The organism is Amycolatopsis sp. NPDC051372, from assembly GCF_040682095.1.
Lineage (GTDB): Bacteria > Actinomycetota > Actinomycetes > Mycobacteriales > Pseudonocardiaceae > Amycolatopsis.
The window spans coordinates 248,099-269,867 of record NZ_JBFBAF010000004.1 but is presented as its reverse complement, the minus strand read 5'-3'; the positions used below and the strand labels follow the sequence as shown (position 1 = coordinate 269,867).

At 69.7% G+C, this 21,769-nt stretch carries 14 protein-coding genes; 1 reads left to right on the top strand and 13 read right to left on the bottom strand.

Annotated elements, in window-relative coordinates; translation table 11 throughout:
• Window positions 1-41 precede the first annotated feature (41 nt).
• From AB0M56_RS08645 to AB0M56_RS08635, 3 genes are read right to left on the bottom strand one after another with little or no spacing between them, the layout of a single operon-like run.
• A complete protein-coding gene (locus AB0M56_RS08645; RefSeq protein ID WP_364172400.1) occupies window positions 42-2,315 on the bottom strand; it encodes an FtsX-like permease family protein in 2,274 nt (757 codons plus the stop codon).
• On the bottom strand, window positions 2,312-2,992 hold the full coding sequence (locus tag AB0M56_RS08640) for an ABC transporter ATP-binding protein (protein WP_364172397.1): 681 nt from the start codon (window positions 2,990-2,992) through the stop codon (window positions 2,312-2,314). The genes AB0M56_RS08645 and AB0M56_RS08640 overlap by 4 nt, the downstream gene beginning before the upstream one ends.
• The gene (locus AB0M56_RS08635; RefSeq protein WP_220244197.1) at window positions 2,989-3,513 is read right to left on the bottom strand and encodes a PadR family transcriptional regulator; all 525 of its coding nucleotides are present in this window, start codon (window positions 3,511-3,513) and stop codon (window positions 2,989-2,991) included. Before AB0M56_RS08635 ends, AB0M56_RS08640 begins: the two co-directional genes overlap by 4 nt.
• Before the next feature lie 290 nt (window positions 3,514-3,803).
• On the opposite strand from AB0M56_RS08635, the gene AB0M56_RS08630 reads away from it, so the two are divergent.
• Window positions 3,804-4,985 carry a thioester domain-containing protein gene (locus AB0M56_RS08630; protein ID WP_364172394.1) on the top strand — a complete coding sequence of 394 codons (1,182 nt, stop codon included), beginning with the start codon at window positions 3,804-3,806 and terminating at the stop codon, window positions 4,983-4,985.
• 73 nt (window positions 4,986-5,058) lie between these two features.
• On the opposite strand, the gene AB0M56_RS08625 is transcribed toward AB0M56_RS08630, so the two are convergent.
• From AB0M56_RS08625 to AB0M56_RS08580, 10 genes are all read right to left on the bottom strand, one after another.
• Window positions 5,059-5,280, bottom strand: a complete 222-nt coding sequence (locus tag AB0M56_RS08625) for a hypothetical protein (RefSeq protein WP_364172391.1) — start codon at window positions 5,278-5,280, stop codon at window positions 5,059-5,061.
• 13 nt (window positions 5,281-5,293) lie between these two features.
• Complete coding sequence (locus tag AB0M56_RS08620; protein WP_364172388.1) at window positions 5,294-6,286, bottom strand: alpha/beta hydrolase; 993 nt, start codon at window positions 6,284-6,286, stop codon at window positions 5,294-5,296.
• A 97-nt stretch (window positions 6,287-6,383) separates the two neighbouring features.
• Window positions 6,384-9,071, bottom strand: coding sequence for an AAA family ATPase (locus AB0M56_RS08615; RefSeq protein WP_364172386.1), 2,688 nt, complete (start codon window positions 9,069-9,071; stop codon window positions 6,384-6,386).
• A gap of 1 nt (window position 9,072) precedes the next feature.
• Window positions 9,073-11,334 carry an aldo/keto reductase gene (locus AB0M56_RS08610; RefSeq protein ID WP_364172383.1) on the bottom strand — a complete coding sequence of 754 codons (2,262 nt, stop codon included), beginning with the start codon at window positions 11,332-11,334 and terminating at the stop codon, window positions 9,073-9,075.
• Window positions 11,335-11,654: 320 nt separating this feature from the next.
• Window positions 11,655-15,155, bottom strand: a complete 3,501-nt coding sequence (gene car / locus AB0M56_RS08605) for a carboxylic acid reductase (protein WP_364172381.1) — start codon at window positions 15,153-15,155, stop codon at window positions 11,655-11,657.
• Window positions 15,156-15,390: 235 nt separating this feature from the next.
• Window positions 15,391-15,948: a class I SAM-dependent methyltransferase gene (locus AB0M56_RS08600; protein ID WP_364172379.1), complete on the bottom strand. Its 558-nt coding sequence runs from the start codon at window positions 15,946-15,948 to the stop codon at window positions 15,391-15,393.
• A gap of 428 nt (window positions 15,949-16,376) precedes the next feature.
• The gene (locus AB0M56_RS08595) at window positions 16,377-17,855 is read right to left on the bottom strand and encodes an LCP family protein (protein WP_364172378.1); all 1,479 of its coding nucleotides are present in this window, start codon (window positions 17,853-17,855) and stop codon (window positions 16,377-16,379) included.
• Window positions 17,856-18,114: 259 nt separating this feature from the next.
• Window positions 18,115-19,677 carry an AMP-binding protein gene (locus AB0M56_RS08590; RefSeq protein WP_364172376.1) on the bottom strand — a complete coding sequence of 521 codons (1,563 nt, stop codon included), beginning with the start codon at window positions 19,675-19,677 and terminating at the stop codon, window positions 18,115-18,117.
• Between the two features lie 16 nt (window positions 19,678-19,693).
• Window positions 19,694-20,815, bottom strand: a complete 1,122-nt coding sequence (locus AB0M56_RS08585; RefSeq protein WP_364172374.1) for a DUF5938 domain-containing protein — start codon at window positions 20,813-20,815, stop codon at window positions 19,694-19,696.
• Window positions 20,816-20,881: 66 nt separating this feature from the next.
• Complete coding sequence (locus AB0M56_RS08580; protein WP_364172372.1) at window positions 20,882-21,685, bottom strand: SDR family NAD(P)-dependent oxidoreductase; 804 nt, start codon at window positions 21,683-21,685, stop codon at window positions 20,882-20,884.
• Window positions 21,686-21,769 lie beyond the last annotated feature (84 nt).

Sequence of the window (21,769 nt, the reverse complement as noted above, 5' to 3'; positions counted from 1 at the left end):
GCGACGAAGGTGGGTCGCGGGCCTTTCGGGCCGGTGAACACTCACTCCGCGCGCAGAGATTCCACCTTGGTGACCTGGCGCAGCAGCGGAATCGTGCACGCGGTGACCATGAAGACCGCCGCCACGGCCGCGCCGGCCATGCTCGCGATCAGCCCGACGTCGAGCTTCAGCGGGATGTCCGCGGCCCGCAGGATCGGCAGCGTGAGCCCGGTACCCGACAGAACCGCCAGCACCACGCCGATCAGCACCGGCAGCGCGGTCTGCGCGAACGAGCTGCGGGCCAGCACGCTCAGTGGAACACCTGAAGCTGCCAACGCGGCCAATGCCCGGCGCCGCTCGGTGATCTGCTCAACCGCCAGCATCAGCAGGCTCAGCGCCGCGACCGCGAGCACGAACAGCGACGCCGTGAGCAGTACCGCGCGGATCGTGGCCAGGACCCCGGCCGGTGCGCTCGGCCGCTCGTCCGTGTCCACCACGACGTGCCAGGTCAGATTCGAGACGGCGGCCGCCACGAGGTCGGCCACGGCCGCGGGTGTCCCCTGGCCCGTCACGTACACCCTGGGCAGCCCGGTCGGCTGCGGAAGACCGGCGACCGCTCCTTCGGTGACCAGCAGTGTGTCCTCCAGGCCCCGCGCCGCCGAAGTCGCCGGTACCCGCACCACATCTGCCGGGGCCGTCCACATCGGACCTCCGGAGACCGAGGAGGACGTCGTGAGCCGCACCGGTCCGGTCGGCACCCGCGTGTCGCCGATCGCGAACACGCTTCCGTCCACACAGGACGTTAGCTGCGCCCGCATCGCCAGTGCGGCACACGAACCGACCTCCATGCCGGTCCACTGGTCGCCGGAAACCGCCGACACGCTCCGGATCGTGCCCACCCGCGTCAGCCCGGCCACGCTCGAAACGCGCTGTTGCGCCTCGGCGGCCGTAGCCTCGTCCGCGATCACGCTCACGTGTGCCGCGCCCGGCCACGACGGATCCGTGTTGGCCTCGGTCGCCTCGGCCGCGAGCAGGGAGTTGAGGACGACCTGCAGCAGGATGCTGCCCGCCACTACGACGACCAGCCCCGACACGACCCGGCTCGGCGTACCGCTGTCGAGCTGCAACCGCCGCACGGCGAGCTGCCACGCGGGCGACCCGCCGCGCAGGCGGCCGGCGATCCCCTCGACGATCCACGGCAGCAGCACGGTCACGCCCACCAGTAGGAAGACGGATCCCACGGTGAGCGCGATCAGCACGCTGTCGCTGCCGTGCCCCGGTTCGGTCGCATACGCCGTGCCGATGAGCAGCACCCCCAGGCCGGTGATCACCCAGCGCCACCACATTCGCCGGCGCACCGGTTTGGCCTGGCACACCACACCGAGCGGTTCGACGATCGTGCGCCGCAGCCCGAACAACGCCGCCCCGACGGCCAGCGCGGGCACGAGCACCAGCACCAGGACCGCGAGCGGCCACGGCGGCACGAAGTCCTCGCCGAACACGCGGTAGCCGAACAGGCCGAGAGACCCCAACGTCGGTCGCACCGCGAGGAACAGAGCCACGCCGAGCACCAGGCCGATCGTCGCGCCCAGCAGCGACTCCCCGGCCGCGACCCAGCGGATCTGCCGTGCGTCCACGCCGAGCAGCCGCAGCGCGGCCAGGCGTTGATCGCGTTGCGCCGCACCCATGCGCGACGCCGTGGTCACGAAGATCAGCAGTGGCAGCAGGAGCGCCACCACCACCGGTAGCACCGCGATGAGCAGCGAGGTCGCGACGGCCAGCCGCGGCGGTTGCCCGCCGCCGTAGCCGTAGATCGTCCGCACGTCCGGGCTCGACTTCGCGTCCTCGACCGTGGTGCCGTACCAGGCCGTGATCTCGCCCGCGTCGACGAGCCCGGGTTTGGCGATCGTGCCCGCCGGCGCCGCGGGCATCCGGGCCCGCAGACTGGCGCCGTCCGGGCCGGCGAGCAGGCGCGCGAGCTCGGGCGACACGATGAGCTCGCCGGGCTTCGGCACCGCGTTGAGCCCGGGTGGCACCGGCGCGTGCGGTCCACCGGCCGCGACCGAGCGCAGGTCCACGAAGTGGTTTCCCTGGATCGCCGACCACTTGACGACGTACAGCGGGTCGACGCCGGGCTTCGGCTGCGTGCTCTCCGCGGTCGCGGCCGCGCGGTCCTCCCGCGCGTCGACGACCGAGCTCACCGACGCCGCCGGCAGCAGCACCGCCACCACGAGCCCGATGCCCACCGCCGTCATGGCCAGGCGTAGCAGCGCCTGTCCCGACATCCGGCCGCCCCCGACGGCCAGCCGGAGGCCGAGAAGGAGGTTCGCGATCACTGCGCGAACTCCCGGTCCGCCACGCGCCCGTCGCGCACCACGATCTCGTGGTCCGAGTACGCCGCGACGCGTGCTTCGTGCGTCACGAGCACGACGGCCGCGTTGGTCTGCCGCGCGGCTTCGGTGAACATGCGCATGACCTTCTCGCCGTTGAGCGAGTCGAGCGCGCCCGTCGGCTCATCGGCGAAAACCACCTTCGGCTGGGTCACGAGCGCGCGCGCCACGGCAATGCGCTGCCCCTGCCCGCCCGAGACGTCGCCCGGGCGCTTGTCCGCGACGTCGGACACCTGCAGCCGCTCGAGCCACTCGCGCGCGACGCCCTCGGCCTTGCGCCGCGCGACCTTCGCCAGGCGCAGCGGCAGCGCGACGTTCTCCAGGCACGTCAGCTCCGGCACGAGCTGCCCGAACTGGAAAACGAAGCCGAACTCCGTGCGCCGCAACGCACTGCGCTCGCGGTCACTCATGGCGACGAGGTCGCGGCCGCCGTAGGTGATGGTGCCGGCGTCGGGGCGGACGATGCCGGCGAGGCAGTGCAGCAGCGTCGACTTGCCGGAGCCCGACGGGCCCATGATCGCGAGCACCTCCCCGGCCGCGACGGACACGCCGGCGCCGCGCAGCGCCTGTGTCGGGCCGAACGCCTTCTCCAGGCCATCGGCGACGAGCAGGGGTTCCGTCATGACCGCACCTCGCTCGCCAGTTCGTCGAGGCGCGCGGCCGTGAGCTCGAGCCAGCGCAGGTCGGCTTCGAGGTGGAACAGCGCGTGGTCGCAGATCAGCTGCGTCGCGAGGTCGCCCTCACGCTTGCGGCGTGTGAGCTCGCGCATCATTTCGAGGTGCTTGCTGCGTTGCGCGTCCAGCACGGTCGTGGCGCTGCGTCCGGACAGCAGCGCCAGCACGACCTTGGTGTAGAGCGTGTTCTGCAGGTACGGCTCGGGGTTCTCCGGCGTCGCGAGCCAGTGTTCGACGTCGGTGATGCCGGCGTCGGTGATCGTGTAGCGCTTGCGCTCCGGCCCGTCGCCGGCCTCGACGCCCGCGACCTCCACGAGGCCGTTTTTGAGCAGGCGCGAGAGTGTGGCGTAGACCTGCCCGTAGGCGAGTGGCCGGTCTTGGCCGAACTGTTCGTCGTACGCGCGTTTCAGGTCGTACCCGTGCCGCGGTCCTGGCTCGAGCAAGGCGAGCAGGGTGGTCCCCACTGACATGTCTGGTCCCCTTCGGATGATCGCTATACATCGAGACTATACATTGCGTGTATACGCAGGTGATCGGGGTGTGTCCGATTTGCTCGGTGGCGGTCCGTGAACGGCTTGGTGACGCCCAGGTGGACGACCCTTGCGGTGGTGGGGACCACCGTGGGTGGGCGTGTGAGCTGTCTGTATGCTTCCGCATCGCTTGACTGGGTGGATTCTCACCTGATTGGTGGCCGTCGTGATCGGGGTGTGTTTTCTCACGCGGCTCCGACTTTCTGGTTCGGGCTTGGATGGGAGAACAGATGCAGGTCAGGTCAGGTCTGGTGCGAGGCGGGATCGCGGCTGCCGCCGCGGCCGTCGCGCTGATGGCGGCCGCTCAGGGCGCCACCGCGGACACCGGCACAAAGGCTGAAGACGGCGCGGCTCGTGGGCGTCTCGTCCCGGGCGCGTTCACCAACGGTTTCGGTGTCAACCTGAACGAGAACGGCAAGGACCACTACTACGACACGGTCCTGTTCGGTCTCAAGCTCTCCGACGGCAGCACGCTGAAGCTGTACTGCGTCGAGATCGAGACGAACATCGACGAGCAGCAGGACATGCTCGAGACGCCGTGGGACAAGTACCCGAACCCGGACTCGCCGTTCAACAAGAACAACGCGAAGATCAACTGGGTCCTGCACCACGGCTTCCCGACCGAGGACCTCAAGGGCATCGAGGCCGAGTTGAAGGGCGTCACGCTGCACGACGGCCTGTCACAGGCCGAGGCGATCGCCGCCACGCAGGCCGCCGTCTGGCACTTCAGCGACGGCAAGGAGATCGACCGCGACAAGCCGGTGCAGTTCGGCAACGCGGACAACGGCGCCGACGTGCTCGCGCTGTACGACTACCTCACCGGCAGCGACAACGTCGGCATCGGCCAGCAGCCGAAGCCGTCGCTGAGCATCACCCCGGCCTCGGCCAAGGGCGAAGCCGGTACCAAGATCGGCCCGTTCACCATCGCCACCACCGGTGACATCACCGACCTCACCACGCAGCTGCCCGACGGCGTCAAGCTCGCCGACGCCGACGGCAAGGCCGTGACGGAGGGCGAGGTCAAGGACGGCACCAAGCTGTACCTCGACGTTCCCAAGGACGCCAAGGCCGGCACCGCCGAGCTGGCGCTCAAGGCCGTCGGCCACCTCGACACCGGCCGCCTGTTCGTGGGCGAGAACTACGCCAAGCACCCGGCGCAGTCGCTGATCGTCGCGGAGTCGCAGAAGACCACGGTCGACACCTCGGCCACCGCCACCTGGACCGAAGCCGGCGTCACCCCGCCGACCACCCCGGCGGCGCCCGCCACCACCCCGGCCGCCCCGGCCGGCGGCTCGGCACCCCTGGCCAACACCGGCGTGGACGCCTCGCTGCCCATCGGCATCGGCGCGGCCCTCGTCCTGGCCGGCGGCGCGATGCTGGTGCTGGTGCGCCGTCGTCGTAGCAACGCCTGAGTGTTCTAGCTGAACGAAGAAGCGGGGCCGGTCCATTGTGGACCGGCCCCGCTTTTGTGTGGTCAGGGGATTTTCAGCCGACGATCACTTCGGTGATCGCACCCTCGTTCGCCACCAGGCGCACGCGGTTGTGCCGCATCGCCGCGTGGCGGTCGTGGGCGCCCGGCTGCTGGATGAGGAAACCGTGCCGGGTCAGCTCGATCACGGCCTTGCGGATCGGCAGCCCGACGACGTCGGACGGGCGAAAGTTCGGATCGCGCGGTGGTCCGCCGTCGCGGATGCCCTTGTGGCCCATGGAGCCACGGTACTCAGAGCCGGTCCGCGTCGACGATCGCTTTGGTGAAGTCCGCCGGGGCTTCCTGGGGGACGTTGTGGCCGATGCCGGGCAGGACGCGGTGGTCGTACTTGCCGGTGAACTGCTTGCGGTAGCCCGAGCCGTCGGCGGCGGTGCCGTCGAAGTCGCTGGCGACGGTGATGGTGGGCAGGGCGATCTTGGGGCTTTGCTGGAGCTGGGCTTCGAGCCGGTCGTACTGCGGTTCACCGTGGGCGAGGCCCAGGCGCCAGCGGTAGTTGTGGACCACGATGGCCACGTGGTCCGGGTTGGTGAACGACTGGGCGGTGCGCTGGTAGGTCGCGTCGTCGAAGTCCCACTTCGGGGAGACGGTCTGCCAGATGAGCTTGTTGAACTCGGCGGTGTTACGCGTGTAACCGAGCACCCCACGTTCGGTCGAGAAGTAGTACTGGTACCACCAGCCGAGCTCGGCGGCGGGTGGCAGCGGGTCACGCTGCGTCTTCAGGTTGGTGATCAGGTACCCGCTCACGAGCACCAGCGCCTTGCACCGCTGCGGCCACAGCGCGGCCACCGCGCCGGCCGTGCGCGAGCCCCAGTCGAAGCCGCCGATCACGGCCTTGGGGATCTTCAGCGCGTCCATCAGCGCGATGACGTCGGCGGCGACGGCGGACTGCTGGGCGTTGCGGAACGTCGAACCCGAGCGGAACGTCGTGGTCCCGTAGCCGCGCAGGTACGGCACGATCACGCGGTAGCCCTGAGCCGCCAGCGCGGGCGCGACGTCGACGTAGCTGTGGATGTCGTACGGCCACCCGTGGAGCAGGAGCACCACCGGTCCGTTCGCGGGGCCGGCCTCCGCGTAGCCGATGTTCAGGACACCGGCCCGTACCTGCTTGAGCGGCCCGAAGGACGGGTGCCCAGTGGCCGCCGCAGCCGGAGACGCGACGCCGGCGACCGATGCCGTTGCCACGCCGGCGGCGAGTACCTGCGAAAACTGTCTCCTGCTGATCATCCGAAAACACTCCTGAGCTCGGAACCTTCTTCCGCGTTGTGACGGTAGGCAGTGGCGGGGTGGCTTCGCGCCCGTCAGATGACGCCGTGGGTGTACGTCATCCCTCGCGGCGCAGCGCGGCACCCAGCTCGCCGCGGGCGCTGATGCCGAGCTTCGGGAAGATCCGGTGCAGGTGCGTGCTCACGGTCCGGTGCGACAGGTACAGCCGCTGCCCGATCTCCCGGTTCGTGAGCCCCTCCGCGGCCAGGTGCGCGATGTTCAGCTCGTGCGCCGTGAGGTCGCCCAGCGCGTCCGGCTCGCGGTCCGGCGTCGCCTCGCCCGCGGCGCGCAGCTCGCGAGCGGCCCGATCGCTGGACGCCGTGACGCCCAGTGCGTCGAACGTCTCCCGCGCCGCCCGCAGCACCGGCCGCGACTCCGCCGCCCGGCGACGCCGTCGCAGCCACTCGCCGAACGCGAGCTGCAGCCGTCCGCGTTCGAGCGGCCAGCCCGTGAGATCGGCCTGCAACGCGACGCGGAACAGCTCCTCCGCGTCCTCGTCGGAGGCGAGTACGGCGCGGGCGTAGCGCAGGCCGTGGTGCAGCGCGGGGGACGTCGTCGGGGCCTGTTCGAGCTCGGCGATCAGATCGCGCACCACGTCGGCGCGATCGCAGTGGACGGCCGCCTCCGCCAGCTCGGCGACGACGTAACAGCGCAGCGCCAGCTGGTACGCGGGGTCTGCGGGATCGAAGACGCGCAACAACGCGGCCACGGCGTCCGCGTGCCGGCCCGAGCCGAGGGCGGCCAGACCGCGGGCGAGCTGCACCGTGGCCAGCACCGGCCGCGCGCCCGCCGCGAGGCCCACGCGTTCTGCCTCCGCGGCGAGCTTCTCGGCCAGATCGTGGTCCCCGCGCAACGCGGCGATCTCCGCCTGCACCGCCCTGGCCAGCCCGACCATGTACGGCTGGCGCGTTTCGTGCGCAAGCCGGCCGGCTTCTTCCGCGGCGGGCAACGCGGCCGCCAGATCGCCGAGCCGGGCGTGGCTCCAGGCCTGCACGGCCAGCGCGCGGCTCAGCAACCCGAGCCGGCCTTCGGCGCGGAGACCTGGTTGCGCGGCCAGGGAGAACCGGGCCGCGAGGTCGAACGCGCCCACCTGCAGCGCGGCGCTGCCGAGGAACCGGATCACGGTCGGGTCGGTGGTTCGGTCCACCAGCTCTCGCAACGCGGCCACCACCTGCGCCCCGCGCGCCAGCGGCGTCACGTACGCCGCGATCGCCACCATCCGCGGGTCGGCCGGGTCGACGGGCAGCTCGTCGGCGATCGCGGTGATGCGTTCGCGCGCCAGCGCGCCGGGCTCGATCCAGAAGCAGCGCATGGCGGTGCTCCAGAAGATCCGCATGGCCAGGTCGAGATCACCGTCCCGGGCGACCGTGCCTGCCAGCGTCGCCAGCTCCGACGCTCCGGCGGCGCCTTCGCGGACCCCGTCGTCGAACCCGGTTGGCAGCCAGGTGACCAGGGCTCTTTGTCGTGGCGTGAGCTCCATTGTGGACACCGATGCCAGCAGCCGGTCGACCACGTCACGTCGGCCGGATTCGACGGCGAGGTCGGCGGCTCGGAGCAGCCGATCGGTGCGGCGTGTGTCGGTTTCGCTGAGGCGCGCGGCTTCTTCCAGGGCCGAGATCGCCGCCGCGACGCCACCCCGGCGTCGGGCGTCACCCGCGGCCGCGTCCAGTTCGGCCGCGACGGTTTCGTCGGTCCCGGTGGTCGCCGCCGCCCGGTGCCAGGCCCGCCGTCCGGGCTCGGTCAACGTCGCGGCCAACGCGTGGTGCGCGGCGCGACGGGCGGCGGGTGTCGCCGACCGGACGATGGCGGCTCGGGTCATCGCGTGCCGGAACGTCACGTTCGTCGAGTCCACCTTGACGAGCCCCGCGGCCGGCCCGATCGCGTCGGTGCCGGTGGCCTTGAGGGTTTCGGCCAGCGAGGTGCTGTCGTTGAGCGCCGCGACGAGGAGATTCGTGCGCGTCGCTTCCGGCAGTTCGGCCACGCGGGCGGCGAAGGCGTGGTCGAGCGGGCCGGTGCGGGCGGCGGGCAGTTCGGTGAGCGCGAGGGGGTTGCCGGCGGCGTCTTGGAGAATCCGTTTGCGGGCTTCCGGGGCGAGGTCCGGGGCGACGTGGTCGAGGAGCTCCTCGGCGTCCTCCGGCGGCAAGGGGGCCAGCGTGAGGGAAGGGAGGTCGTCGAGGCGGGTGGGTTCGTCGTCGCGGGCCGTCGCGATCAGGACGACGGGCTCGGACTCGACGCGGCGGGCGAGGAACGCGAGCACGTCCTGGGTCGCGCGGTCGAGCCAGTGGACGTCTTCCAGCAGCAGGACCAGCGGCGTGGCAGCGGCTGCCTCGCTGAGGAGGTTGAGCACGGCGAGGCCGACGAGATAGGTCTGCGGCGCCGGGCCGTCGACGAGGCCGACGAGATAGGTCTGCGGCGCCGGGCCGTCGACGAGGCCGAGCGCGGTGCGCAGAGCCGTGCGCTGGGTGGCCGGGAGGGCGGTCGTGGCGTCGCGGAGGGGGTAGAGCAGCTGGTTGAGACCGGCGTAGGGGAGGTGCTGCTCGGGTTCCGCGCCCGTTGCGGTCAGGATCGTCGTGCGTGAGGGGCCGAGCTGCCGGCGGACGGTGGCGACCAGAGCGGACTTGCCGACGCCCGGTTCGCCCCGCACCAGCAACGCGCCGCCGCGTTCGCCGACGCCGTCGACCAGCTCCGCCAGGCGCTTCTGCTCCAGCTCCCGTCCGAACAGGACCGAATTCCTTTCCTCGACCACGCTAGGGCAACGGCTCGTCGCGGGCGGTGATCCACAGGCGGTACCACTCTTCGTGGGTGAGGGCCGGCTCGCGGTTCACGGCGTCTCCGCAGGCGCGGATGCGTTCGGGCCGGGTGCTCCCGAGCACCGGGGCGATCCGCGCCGGGTGGCGCATCAGCCACCAGAGGACGATGGTTTCCGGAGTTGTGTCGTGGTGGGCGGCGAGTTCCTTCACCAGCTGGGCGGTGGCCTCTTCGACCGGCGTGGCCTGGCGTTCTGTGTAGACACCCTGAGCCAGGGAACCCCAGGACTGGAGCTGAATTCCGTGCTCGACGCAGTATTCGAGGGTGCCGTGGGGAAAGCCGTTGGCGGCGGCCGCCGAGGTGTTCACCAGCACGCCCGACTCGACCCAGTCCCGTCGGGCGAGGCTCATCTCCAGCTGGTTGGCCACCAGCGGAAAGTCCACACGCGACCGCAGCGCGGAGATCTGGGCGGCACTCATGTTGGACACGCCGAAGTGCCGGACCAGCCCGTCCTCGCGCAGGCGGTGCAAAGCCTGCGCGACCTCGCCGAGGTCGGCCAGCGGGTCGGGCCGGTGCAGGAGCAGCACGTCGACGTACTCGGTGCGCAGCCGTTCGAGGCTCTGCGCGACGCGCGCCGTGATGCTCGCGCCGCGCAGGTCGTAGAAGCCGCCGTCGAGCCGGATTCCGCACTTGGTCTGGAGCACGATTCGCTCCCACAGCCCCGGCGTGCGCGCGAGCACCTCGCCGAACACGGCCTCCGCCTTGCCGTGGCGGTAGATGTCCGCGTGGTCGAAGGCGGTCACACCGATGTCGAGCGAGGCGGTGATCGCCGCCTCGGCGGCATCGACGTCGGCGGGCGCGTATGGTGCCGGGTCCCAGCTGCCGCCGAGACCCATGCAGCCGTACCACGCCGGGGGCGCGGGGGCGGTGATCGTGTCCACCCGCGCGAGTGTAATCAGCGAAGGAAGCGGAACGCCGCGCGAAGTTCTTTCGAGAACAGCTCCGGCTGCTCCCACGCGGCGAAATGGCCGCCGTTGTCGACCTGGTTGTAGTAGCGCAGGTCGTGGTAGGCGGCGCTCGGCCCAGCTGCGCGGCGCGCGGTAGAGCTCGCCGGGGAACACGGTCACGGCGGCGGGGATCGAGACGTCGACGGCGTTGAAGTTGTTCGCGTTGTTCTCCCAGTAGAGCTGCGAGGACGACACGGCCGTGTTGGTGACCCAGTAGAGGGTGATGTCGTCGAGCATCTCGTCGCGGGTGAGCACCTTCTCGGGCACGCCGCCGCTGTACGTCCACGCGGCGAACTTGTCGTACATCCACGCCGCGAGGCCTGCGGGCGAGTCGGCCAGCCCGAAGCCGACGGTCTCCGGGCGGGTCACCATCATCGCCGAGTAGCCGGAGCCGCGCGTGTAGAGGGTGTTGAGCGAGTCGAACGCCACACGCTCCTCAGTGGACAGACTGGCCGGCGCGGGACCACCGTCGGTGAGGATCTTCGCGATCTCCGGCGGCACGGTCGCGGGCATGTTCACGTGGATGCCGAGCAGCCCGGCGGGCTTCTGCGCGGCGAGCACGTCGGAGACGACCGAACCCCAGTCGCCGCCCTGCGAGACGTACTCGTTGTAGCCCAAGCGTTTCATGAGCACGTCCCACGCCCTCGCGATCCGCGCCGGGCCCCAGCCGGCGGCGGTGGGCTTGCCGGAGAAGCCGTAGCCGGGCATCGAGGGGATGACGACGTGGAACGCGTCGGCCGCACTGCCGCCGTGGCGCGTCGGGTCGGTCAGCGGGCCGATCACCTTGAGCATTTCGAGGACCGACCCGGGCCAGCCGTGCGTGATGACGATCGGCAGCGCGTTCTCGTGCTTCGAGCGGATGTGCAGGAAGTGGATGTCGAGGCCGTCGATCTCCGTGGTGAACTGCGGGAGGGAATTGAGCTTCGCCTCGACCTTGCGCCAGTCATAGCGGGTGGTCCAGTACTTGACGAGGTCTTGGACGCGTTGGAGCTGCAGGCCTTGCGAATCGTCGGCGACGGTCTCCTTTGTCGGCCATCGCGTGGCGCGCAGCCGGTTGCGTAGGTCGGTGAGGTCGCGCTGTGGTACGGCGATGCGGAAGCGGCGGATGGCGCTGGTACTTGCTTTGGCGGTCGCAACGGTCGCGGCGTTCGCGGTCCCGGCCAGCAGCGTCGACGCGCAGGCCGCAACGGCCAATGCCCCCGCCGACGTGGCGAGGAATTTCCGCCGAGAATGCTCGGACGTGTTCTCGGACATCACTGTTTCTCCTCGACGGGAAAGAATGCGGGCCGGACGGCCGTTTCCGACGCTAGCCGTTCTTGATCATCGCGGCCAGCGCCCGCATCCCGCCGAGAAAAGATGGCGATTTCTGTTGCTTTTCTGGCGTTATTCGTGGGTGGGTATTACGGAGTTCTTGCGCCGTCGAGGCCGAAGGCGCCGGAGGGGCTGAGGTCCGCGAAGGAGACCGCCAGGGTGAGCGTTCCGCACCTGACGCGACGGCAAAGCCCGAGACCCTCGGATCCCGCCCGGAAAGCCCCGCCCGGCGCCAAGTTTCCCCGGCGCCGGGCAAGAGAACCTCAGATCAACCCGAGCTGCGACAGATCCGCCGCGTACTTCCGGATCAGCTCCACGGTCACGTGCGGGATGTCCTTGTCCGCGCCGATGCCGGCGTCCTGCACCGCCGAGCGGAAGTGGTCGGTCGGGATGCCCGCCCCGTCGACAGGGGAGGCCGGGGCCGAGAATGCGTGCAGCAGGGGCAACAGCGAGTGCTGCTTCTGCTTCTCCGGCAACCCGCGGATGGCCGTCTCGAAGCGGGCGAACCACTCGGCGTAGTCGTCGATGCGCTTGATCGGATAGCCGGCCGAGACGAGCCAGCCGACGTAGGTGTCGAGGGAGACGCCGTCCTCGTGGGGGTTGAGGACGTTGTAGGTGCGGTAGCCCTCGATCGCCTGGGTGCCCAGGGTGGTGATGGCCTCGGCGGTGAAGTCGGCGGGCAGGCCGTCGTAGTGGGCGGGCGCGGTCGAACTGTAAAACGATCCGGGCGCGATGCCCGTGACGATGAGGCTGAGCAGCAGCCGGGTGAACATGTCCGGGACGTTGAGCTGGCCGGAGTAGCGGCTGTGCGCCAGGATCATGTCGGAGCGGAACGTGGCGACGGGCAGGCCGAAGGCGTCGTTGGCCTCGCGCAGCAGGACCTCGCCGGCCCACTTGCTGGTGGCGTAGCCGTTGGCGTAACTGTCGTCGAGCACGCGCACGGGGCTTGTCACGCGGATGTCCGACACTTCGTCGGCCGAGGAGGCCTGGTCGGCGATCACGGCCACTGTGGACAGATAGGTGATCGGCTTCATCCGCGAGGTCAACGCCATCCGGATCAGCTCCGCGGTGCCCACCACGTTGGGGCCGAACAGCTGGTCGTAAGGCAGCACGTGGTTCACCAGCGCGGCCGGGTGCACGATGAGATCCACGGTGTCGGCCAGCCGGCGCCAGGTCGCCTCGTCGAGGCCGAGGTCCGGCTCACCGATGTCGCCCGCGAGCACCTCCAGGTGGTCGGCGGCCAGGTCGCGGAAGTGGCGCAGCAGCTTGGCGTCGCCGCTGTCGAACGCGTCCTCGAGCCGCCGGTGCGCGGCCTCGGCGGAGCTGCCGCGAACGAGGCAGATGAGCCGGCCACCCGATTCGGCCAGCCGTTCCAGCCACTCCAGGCAAAGGAACCGGCCGAGGTAACCGTTGGCGCCGGTCAGCAGCACCGTGCCGACGGTGCCGGTGGGGCGCGCCAGCGTCGAGGCGCCGTCCAGGGTGGCCGCGTCGAGGAACTTGTCGAGCGTGAGCGCGTCGGCGCGCGCCTCGGTGCTGCCCGCGCCGTGGACCTTGGCGAAGGAGGGCCGCTTGGCGCCCGACTCGCGTGCGTCCTCGATGTACGACGCGAGCTTGCGCAGGTCGGTCGCCGGGCTGATGACCACGCCGACCGGCACCTCGACGTCGAAGATCTCCCGCAGCAGGTTGGAGAACGTGAGCGCCGACAGCGAATCGCCGCCCAGCTCGACGAAGTGCGCCTCGGGGCTCAGCTCGCTCGAAGACGCACCGAGCAGCGCCTGCGCCGCCCGCACGACCGTGTCGAACACCGGCTGCGAATGCCCGACCTGCCGCAGTTCGCGCAGCTCGCTCGACTCGCGCTCGGCGATCTCGCGGTAGAGCTGTTCGAGCCGCTCGCTGTAGTGCTCCTTCAGCTTCGGCCGCGACAGCTTGCGGATTCCCGTGAGCAGCCCGTTCTCAGGACTGAACGGCTCGGTCTCCACGAGGAAGTCACGCGGGATCTCGTACGAGTTGAGGTCCGACTCCTTCGCGATGCTCTGCAGCGATTCACTCAGCTGGGCCTTGAGCTTTTCGCCGTCGGCAAACGCTTCCAGCGCGTCCGGCGTCGGCACGATCACCGCCAGCAAGTACGCGCGTTCACTGCTGCCGTACAGGTAGATCTGCCGGATCGACGGCGCGGCCGCGAACTCGGCCTCCAGCCGCGACACGGCCACGAACTCGCCCTGCGACAGCTTCAGCACGTTCTTGCGCCGGTCGAGGTAGTACAGCGTGTCCGGCGCGGTCTCGACCATGATGTCGCCGGTGCGGTAGTAGCCGTCCTCGTCGAACACCTCGGCCGTGGCGTCGGGGCGCTTGTAGTACCCGGGGACCATGGACTTCGCCTTGAGCAGGAGTTCGCCGCGCGGGTGCGGGGTGTCCGTGGAGAAGTAGCCGAGTTCCGGGACGTCGTCGAGCTTGTAGTCGAGCACGGCCGGGCGCGACAGCTTGTGGTCCCACTGCACGATGCCGGCTTCGGTGGACCCGTAGCCGTCGTGCAGCCGCAGGCCCAGTACCGACTCGATGAACGCTTCCATGTCGGCCGAAAGCGGCGCGGAACCGCAACCCGCCCACACGATCCGGCCGCCCAGGAAGTTCGCGCGCAGGTCGAGCTTGACCTCGGTTTCCAGCTCGGCGGAGTAGCCGGCGCCGAGCGCGCGGCGGTCGAGTTCGCTCTGGTAGTGGTGGAAGATCATGTCGCAGATGCGGGGCACCATCACGAGGTCAGTGGGCCGCGTGAGCGAGAGGTCCTCGAACAAGGTGGACAGATCGCTCTTCGCCGCGAAGTGCACAGCGCCACCTTCGGCCAGGGTGCCGACGAGCAGCGCCCGGCCCATCACGTGGCTCAGTGGCATGAAGTTGAGGTTCATCACGGGAAACGAGGGGCGCCCGGGAAACAGGCCGTGCCACAGGTTGGCGACCAGGCGGTCGGTGTACATCGCGCCCTTGGGCGTGCCGGTGCTGCCGGAGGTGTAGATGAGCAGCGACAGGCGGTCCGGCTCCGCGTCGGACACCGGCGCGGGCGCCGTGGTGGCGCCGCCTTCGAGCACCGCACTCAGCGGCTCGACGACGATCGGGCTGTCGGCCGAGGCGAGCCGCGCCTTGGCGACCTCGAACGTCTCGCGCTCGGCGTCGACCTCGGGGTGGTAGTCGAACACCACCAGGCGCCGCACGGTCGTGCTGTCGAGCACGAGGTCCACGGCGGTGTCGAGGTTGTCCACATTGGACGCGAGGAGCTTCGGCCCGGTCTCGGTGACGATCGGCTTGAGCGTGCCCGCCGTCGCGCCCGCCTGCAGCGGCACGGACACCACGCCGGCGCGGACGCAGGCGAGGTCGATGATCGCGTATTCGGTGCTCGTGAAGCCCAGCGTGGCCACGAAATCACCGGCCGCGACGGAGGCTTCGGCGTGGTGGGTCCACTCGCCCGCGATGGCGCACGCGCGCTGCCACGCTTCGCGGTAGGTCACGGTGTCGAACCGCGGCAGCAGCCGGCGCGTGGTGCGGCCCGTCGCCGGGTCGATCACCGCCTCCGTGGCCCGTTCGGCGAAGGCGGCGCGCTCGGCGTAGCCCGTCATCACCGTTTCGATCAGCTCGACCAGCGGCAGTCCCGGCCGTCGGATCGCTTCGGTGATCATGGCGTCGGGGGCGACGTTCCGCAGCTGCGGCTCAGCTGCCAGCAGCTCCTCGACTCGGTGCTCGGTACTGGTGATCTCGGTCGGCGGGGTCGCCAATGCTCAGCCCTCCCTGGGTCGGCGTTCGTCCAGCGGGAGGCGCCGTCGGCTCCTTTTGGGCTAGTTGTTTGCGTCCCCTAAGTTTACTGATCGTGGTCGGCCGGACACCTGGTGGTGTTTGTGATCATGAACGCGTTGTGCTGTCTCGGTCACGCCTGGTAGGAAAACGGTCAATGGCAACAAGAGTCCCACGTACCCCGAAATTCTCTGACGTCGGCGAACCGCGCAAACCGGATCAGGAGGGATGTCCGTTGCGCAGGAAGAAGTACGCGTAGCGCTCGTCCAGCTCGTTCTTCGGGACCAGGTGCACGGCGAGCGGCTGCAGGCCGCAGCGCGTGGTGGTCTGCCAGAACGTTTCGATGCCGTATGTGGTCATTTCGGCCAGCCCCGTGCGGTAGGCGCGGCGACGGGGTCCGGTGCGCCACGAACCGGGGTCGTACTTGATCTGGATCATCGCCAGGCCGTCGGGAGTCAGCAGCTGCCGGGCGATGTGCAGCAGGCGTTCGCCGTACTCCGGAGTGGGGATGAACTCGAAGACGTAGCAGGAGAAGAAGACGTCGACAAAACCGCCGACGGCTTCGAGCACTTGTTCGGGATTTGTGACGTCGATCGAGATCGGCAGGAACGGCGTGTCACACGCGGCTTTCACCTGGCGTTCGCATTCGTGCAACGTTTCCGCGGCGATGTCGACGCCGATGAATTCTTCCGCGCGCGGAGCGAAGTGGATCGCGTTCGCGCCACCGCCGCAGCCCCATTCCAGAACGCGGTGCCACGGGCCGGTGAAGCCCGCCATCCGGGCGCCCGCGTCGAACAGTTCGAGATGCTCGCGGCCGAGGTGCGACCACAGGTCGCTGCCCTGGCACGGACGCGTCGCGCCAATGTGCGTTGGCCTGCCAGCGATCCCCGCTCGGCCGGCGCCAGTAAGTCTGCGAGTCGGCAGAGATCCGCGATTCCGGCTGGCGGGCACCGACGGTCGCGAGCACACGCTGCGCGAACTCTTCGGCACTCGCGGCCACCCTTTTCGCGTTGGCCACCGAAAAGTGGTTCAGCAGGGTCTGGAAGTTGGCCGTTTTCTGTCTTTCGGACATGGCGGGAAACCCTTTTCGCCGTCGATTCGCTTCACTCGCTCAGTCCGAAACAGGGGAGTGAGCGTTACCGAAGCGCGCGAAATAAGAGCAATTCCCAGAATGCCCAAAAACGATTTATCGGGATGAAAGGGACTCAGTTCACGCAGGGGACGCCGTCGCCGGTGATCGCCGGTGGGGTCTGCGCGGGCGCGGGGCTCACATACGCCGCCGGGTGCACCTGAGGCGCTCCGCCGGTGCTCGACGAGCCGCTGGAGTCCTCGTAGTCCTTGCCCAGGAACACGCGGAAGTGGTCGTTGTCCAGTGAGGAGTCGGGGCTCACGGCGATCCCGCCGAGCGTCTTCGCGATCTGCGTCGCCTCGGTCTTCTGGCTGTGGCCGTAGAAGACGATCGACATCTTGCGGGTGGTCGCGTTGGCCACCGTGCCCTTGGTGTACCCGGCGGCCGCGAGCTTGTCGGCCACGCCCGCGGCCAGGCCACTGGTGTCCGACGCGTTGCGCACGTCCACGGTGTACTGGCTCAGGCTCGAGTCGCCCGGCGCGGCGGGCGCGTCCGACGAGGTTGCCGGCGTGCCCAGCTGCTGGCGCACGAACTGCTGCACCTGGTCGGGATCCACCTCCACCGCGTCGCCGTCCGACGGCGTCTTGAGCGAGATGTTCACGACCGGCACGGTGACGAACTTCAGCGCGCCCGCGCTCATCCCGTGCAGCTGCTGCGCGAACCCGACGATGTCCCAGCCGGAGTCGACCACCACGGCCTTCTTCACGGCCGTGATCAGGTTGTCCAGCTTGCCCGGGTCGGCGAGCGTGCCGGCCGACAGGATCGTCTTGGCCATGCTCGCCATGAACACCTGCTGGCGCTTGATGCGGTCGAGGTCGCCGTTGGGCAGTCCGTGACGCTGGCGCACGAACTGCAGCGCCTTCGCCCCGCCGACGCTCTGCGGGCCCGCCGCGAAGTTCGCGCCCGAGTACGAGTCGTGCACGGCCTTGCTCAGGCACACCGGCACGCCGCCGACGGCCTCGCTCAGGTAGTAGAAGCCGGCGAGGTTCACCGCCGCGTAGTGCGTGATCGTGAGCCCGGTGAACTGCTGCACGGTGTCGATCGCCGTCTTGGCGCCGGCCTGCGCGGAGTCCGTCTCCAGCTGGTTGCCGGACACACCCTGCGCGACCAGCTTGTTCTTCTCCGCGACAAGCCCGTAGGTGTACGCGGAGTTGATCTTGTGCTTGCCGTAGTCGCCGGCGATCTTCACGTAGGAGTCACGCGGGATGGAGATCGCGGTCGCCTGGCCGCCACCCGCGGGGATGTGGATGACGATCATGGTGTCGGTCGTGTCGCCACCGTCGTCCGCGCCGCCCGCGTGCAGCTGCGAGAGCACGTCGGCGGGCAGCGGATTGCCCTGCGCGTCGGTGCGCGTGTCGAGGCCGACCATGAGGATGTTCTGCTCGCCCAGCGGCGGCTGGTCGGTGCCGGTGATCACATCGGCCCTGGTCAGGCCGTCTGTGAGTGACTGCAGGGTCGACCACGCGTAACCGGTGCCGCCCAGCACGAGCAGGGACACGACCACGAGCACGACTTGGGCCGCGCGCAGCGGACCGGAGGCCTTGGTGCGACGCATCAGGGCTCCTCTTCTGCAGTTTCTCCGGCATACCGGGGCCCGACGCCGTCCGGTGCTCGAAATGCCAACGGTAGCGGCCCCGTTTCCGGCCTCGGCCGGGGGGCGTTTCCGATGTCGTAACGGGAGCGGACAAGACCGGACAAAGGTCTGTACCGGTGATTATTCGCGGTGGGCGCATAGTGTCCGCGCGGACACGCGAAATCGCCGCCGCGAGGACACGGGGTCTCCTCGCGACGGCGATCCGTCCGCTGGGTGCCGCTCAGCGGAGCAGCTGGGCCTTGACGTCCGTCTTCAGCACCTTGCCCACCTTCGACCGGGGGAGGTCGGGCCAGATCTCGACGACCTTCGGCGTTTTGACGCTCCCCAAGACTTCCTTCACGACGCCGCGCAGCTCGTCCGCGGACGCCGAACGTCCTCTGTGGAGCTGCACGACCGCCGTGACCTGTTCGCCCCATTTCTCGTGCGGCAGGCCTACGACGGCGCAGTCCTGCACTGCCGGGTGTGTCATCAGGGCCTGCTCGACTTCGGCGGAGTACACGTTGAAACCACCCGTGATGATCATGTCCTTGGCGCGGTCGACGATGTGGAGGTACCCCTCGTCGTCGAGGTAGCCGATGTCGCCGGTGTGGTGCCAGCCGTAGCGGCTGACGTCCTCGGTCGCGGCGGGGTTCTTGTAGTAGCCCGGCATCACGAGCGGCCCGCGCACCACGATCTCGCCGCGCGCGCCGGACGGCAGCAGGGATCCGTTGTCGGACATGATGGCGACGCGCGTGAGCGGCGTGGGCCGGCCCGCGGAGGTGAAGCGTTCGCGGGCAAGGGAACCGTCGGCGTGGAAGTGCTCGGCCGGCGCCATCGTCGAGATCATCATCGGTGCTTCACTCTGGCCGAAGAGCTGGCCCAGCACCGGGCCGATGCGCGTGATCGCCTCTTCGAGCCGCGCGGCCGACATCGGAGCGGCGCCGTACCACAGGCATTCCATCGAGCTGAAGTCCGTTGTGGACAGATCCGGGTGATCCAGGAGCAAGTAGATCAACGTCGGCGGCAGGAACGTGTGCGTGATGCGGTGCCGGTGAACCAGCGCCAGGAACTCGCCCAGGTCCGGCTTCGGCATCACGACGATCTCGCCGCCCAGCGTCAGCGCCGGGAAACACAGCACGCCGGCCGCGTGCGTCAGCGGCGCCAGCGCGAGATACCGCGGCCGCGGCGAGAACGGGTAGCTCATGAGCGTGAGCGCCGACATCGTCTCGACGTTGTGCCCGGTCAGCACCACGCCCTTCGGCCGGCCGGTGGTGCCGCCGGTGCCGACGAGCATGGCCACGTCGTCGGGCGGCGCGGCATCGAACGGTGACGCTTCCAACCCGTCGAGCCACTCCGTCAATGACACCGCGCCGGGCAACGACACCGCACCCGGCATCGAACCGTCCAGGCACACCACCGTTTTCACCGCCGGCAGGTCCGGCAGGATGCGGGAGACGAGCGATGCGAACGAAGACTGCACCAGCAAGCACGTGCAGTCGAACAGGTCGAGCAGCTCCCTGTTCTCGGCCGCCTCGTTGCGCGGGTTGACCGGGCACCAGACCGCCCCTGCGCGGCTGATACCGAAGACGCAGCCGAACGAAACCGGGTCGTTCCCCGAGAGGATCGCGACCTTGTCGCCCGGCCGCACGCCCGAGCGCGCCAGCGCCCGCGCGACCCGCCAGGACAGCTCCTGGACCTCGCCGTAGCTCAGTGAAACGCCGTCCTTCGTCAAGCCGCTGTAAGTCAGGCACGGCGCCGAAGCGCCCAGCGAGGCGCCCTTGTCGAGGTAGTCGATCAACCGCACCGCTCGTCTCCCCGGCTCACGCGTGCACGGTCAGCACGGGGTTGGACACGAGCCCGAACGACCGCAGCACCCCGAGCAGTTCCCGGTGCCCGAACGCCTGGCACGCCGACGCGAACCCGGCCCGCCGCGGCGGCTGCTGCAACAGCGAGTACGCGGCGTACGCCTGCAGCAGGCCCGTCTGCTTGTAGTTGCACGTCCCGTGGATCACGCAGTGGGCGCGGCCCAGCGGACCGGACGCGTGCACCGAGTCCAGCGACGTGTTCAGCCGCTGGTTCTCCCGCGGCGGCATCTCGTCGCGCACGGCGGCGGCCTGCTCGTGCAGCACCTTCAGCTTCTCTGCCTCCGGCAGGTCCTTCAACTGCTCCAGCACCGCGGCCACGATCATCGGCACGCCCTGCACCAGCGCGCGGTCGAACACGCCGCCGATGGCTTTCACGTTCGCCACGCGCGGGTCGCGCTTGAACCACACCGGGTGCGAAGTCCCGCCCCACGGCAGCGCGAGACCGGTTTCGTGGTGACCGGGCACGACGACGTCGTGCAGACCGCCGTCGGCCGGCCACTCCTGGTACTCGTTCTGTTCCAGGTAATACGCCGACGAAAGCGCCGCGTTGACGAGAATGGTGCGAGTCGACGCGACAGTCGGGTAGCCCTTCCAGAACACCAGGATGTCCAGGGTGTCCAGCCCTGGCGTCTCCAAGCAGATGTTCGCGGCGATCTCGCCGGTCGTGTACATCTGCGCGATACCCGGCGACAGCAGCAGCCCCCGGGCCGCCATGTCGGCGCCGTAGCGCTCCTCGGCCGAGATCAGCCAGTCCTGCTCACCGGTCGTGTCGAGGTAGTGCGCCCCCGACGCCAGGCAGGCCTGCACGACCTCGTGGCCGTACTCGCTGAACGGGCCGACGGTGTTGCACACCACCGACGCGCCCGCGAACAGCTCGGTGAGCGGGCCGACCTCGTGGGCCACCTCCACCACCTCGTGGTCCACGGTGTCGAGGCCGGGGATGTGGTCGAGCGACTCCAGAAGCCGCGCCTTGTCTCGCCCCGCGGCGACGAAGGGCACGTTGTACTCACGCAGGTATTCGCAGATCAGGCGCCCGGTGTAGCCGGAAGCGCCGTAGACGACGACGGGCTTGCTCACGACGGTTGTCCTTTCGCAGAGGTCGCTGGGGTCGCTGAGATCAGTGATTTCGGCTCGGGTTTCCGGTCACATGCCCATGCCGCCGTCGACCGGCAGCCCCGCGCCGGTGATGAACCGGGCGGCGTCGGAGGCGAGGAACACCACGGCGTCGGCCATGTCGGCCACCTCGCCGAGCCGGCCCGCCGGCGTCTGCCCGACCACAGCGCCGATCGCTTCCTCGACGCTGGGGAACAACCCCACCTCGACGACGTCGTTGGCCAGCTGGTTGCCCATCTGCGTGGGCACGAGGCCCGGGTACACGCAGTTCACGCGCACGCCGTAACCGAGCTTCCCGGCCTCCATCGCGGCCACGCGCGTGAGCCGGTCGACGGCCGACTTCGTGGCGGAGTAGCCCGCGATCCCCGGGAACGCGATGGTCGCGGCCACCGAGGAGATGTTCACGATCGAACCGCCGTTGCCGGCCGCGCCGCCGGGGCGCATCGCGCGGAACGCGTGCTTCACGCCGAGCACGGTGCCCAGCACGTTGACCTCGAGCATCTTGCGCACGTGGGCGGGGTCGAGGTCGGCGACGAGGCCGGTGATCTCGACGCCGGCGTTGTTCACCAGCACGTCGAGCCCGCCGTACTCGCCGACGACCGCGCTCACGGCCTGCTCCCAGCCCGCGTCGTCGGTCACGTCGAGGCGGACGAAGCCGGCCGTCGCGCCGGTCTGCTTGATCGAGTCGGCCGTCGCGCGGCCCAGCTCCTCCTGCACGTCGGCGATGACCACGGTGGCCCCGGCGTTCGCGAGCGCTTCGGCCATCCCGGCCCCCAGGCCCTGTGCCCCACCCGTCACCAGCGCGGTTCGCCCGCTGAGGTCGTACGAAACCATCGACATCTCCTCCTTGAGACATGCGGCGTACGTCACGGTAGCTAACTTTGGACAGTCGTCAAGATTTTCTTGGACAGTCGTCAA

What these genes read in the sequence shown, in the direction of transcription:
- AB0M56_RS08640 (WP_364172397.1), bottom strand. Translation starts at nt 2,992, where the DNA reads ATGACGGAACCCCTGCTCGTCGCCGATGGCCTGGAGAAGGCGTTCGGC.
- AB0M56_RS08635 (WP_220244197.1), bottom strand. Translation starts at nt 3,513, where the DNA reads ATGTCAGTGGGGACCACCCTGCTCGCCTTGCTCGAGCCAGGACCGCGG.
- AB0M56_RS08630 (WP_364172394.1), top strand. Translation starts at nt 3,804, where the DNA reads ATGCAGGTCAGGTCAGGTCTGGTGCGAGGCGGGATCGCGGCTGCCGCC.
- AB0M56_RS08625 (WP_364172391.1), bottom strand. Translation starts at nt 5,280, where the DNA reads ATGGGCCACAAGGGCATCCGCGACGGCGGACCACCGCGCGATCCGAAC.
- AB0M56_RS08620 (WP_364172388.1), bottom strand. Translation starts at nt 6,286, where the DNA reads ATGATCAGCAGGAGACAGTTTTCGCAGGTACTCGCCGCCGGCGTGGCA.
- AB0M56_RS08610 (WP_364172383.1), bottom strand. Translation starts at nt 11,334, where the DNA reads ATGTCCGAGAACACGTCCGAGCATTCTCGGCGGAAATTCCTCGCCACG.
- AB0M56_RS08600 (WP_364172379.1), bottom strand. Translation starts at nt 15,948, where the DNA reads ATGGCGGGCTTCACCGGCCCGTGGCACCGCGTTCTGGAATGGGGCTGC.
- AB0M56_RS08595 (WP_364172378.1), bottom strand. Translation starts at nt 17,855, where the DNA reads ATGCGTCGCACCAAGGCCTCCGGTCCGCTGCGCGCGGCCCAAGTCGTG.
- AB0M56_RS08580 (WP_364172372.1), bottom strand. Translation starts at nt 21,685, where the DNA reads ATGGTTTCGTACGACCTCAGCGGGCGAACCGCGCTGGTGACGGGTGGG.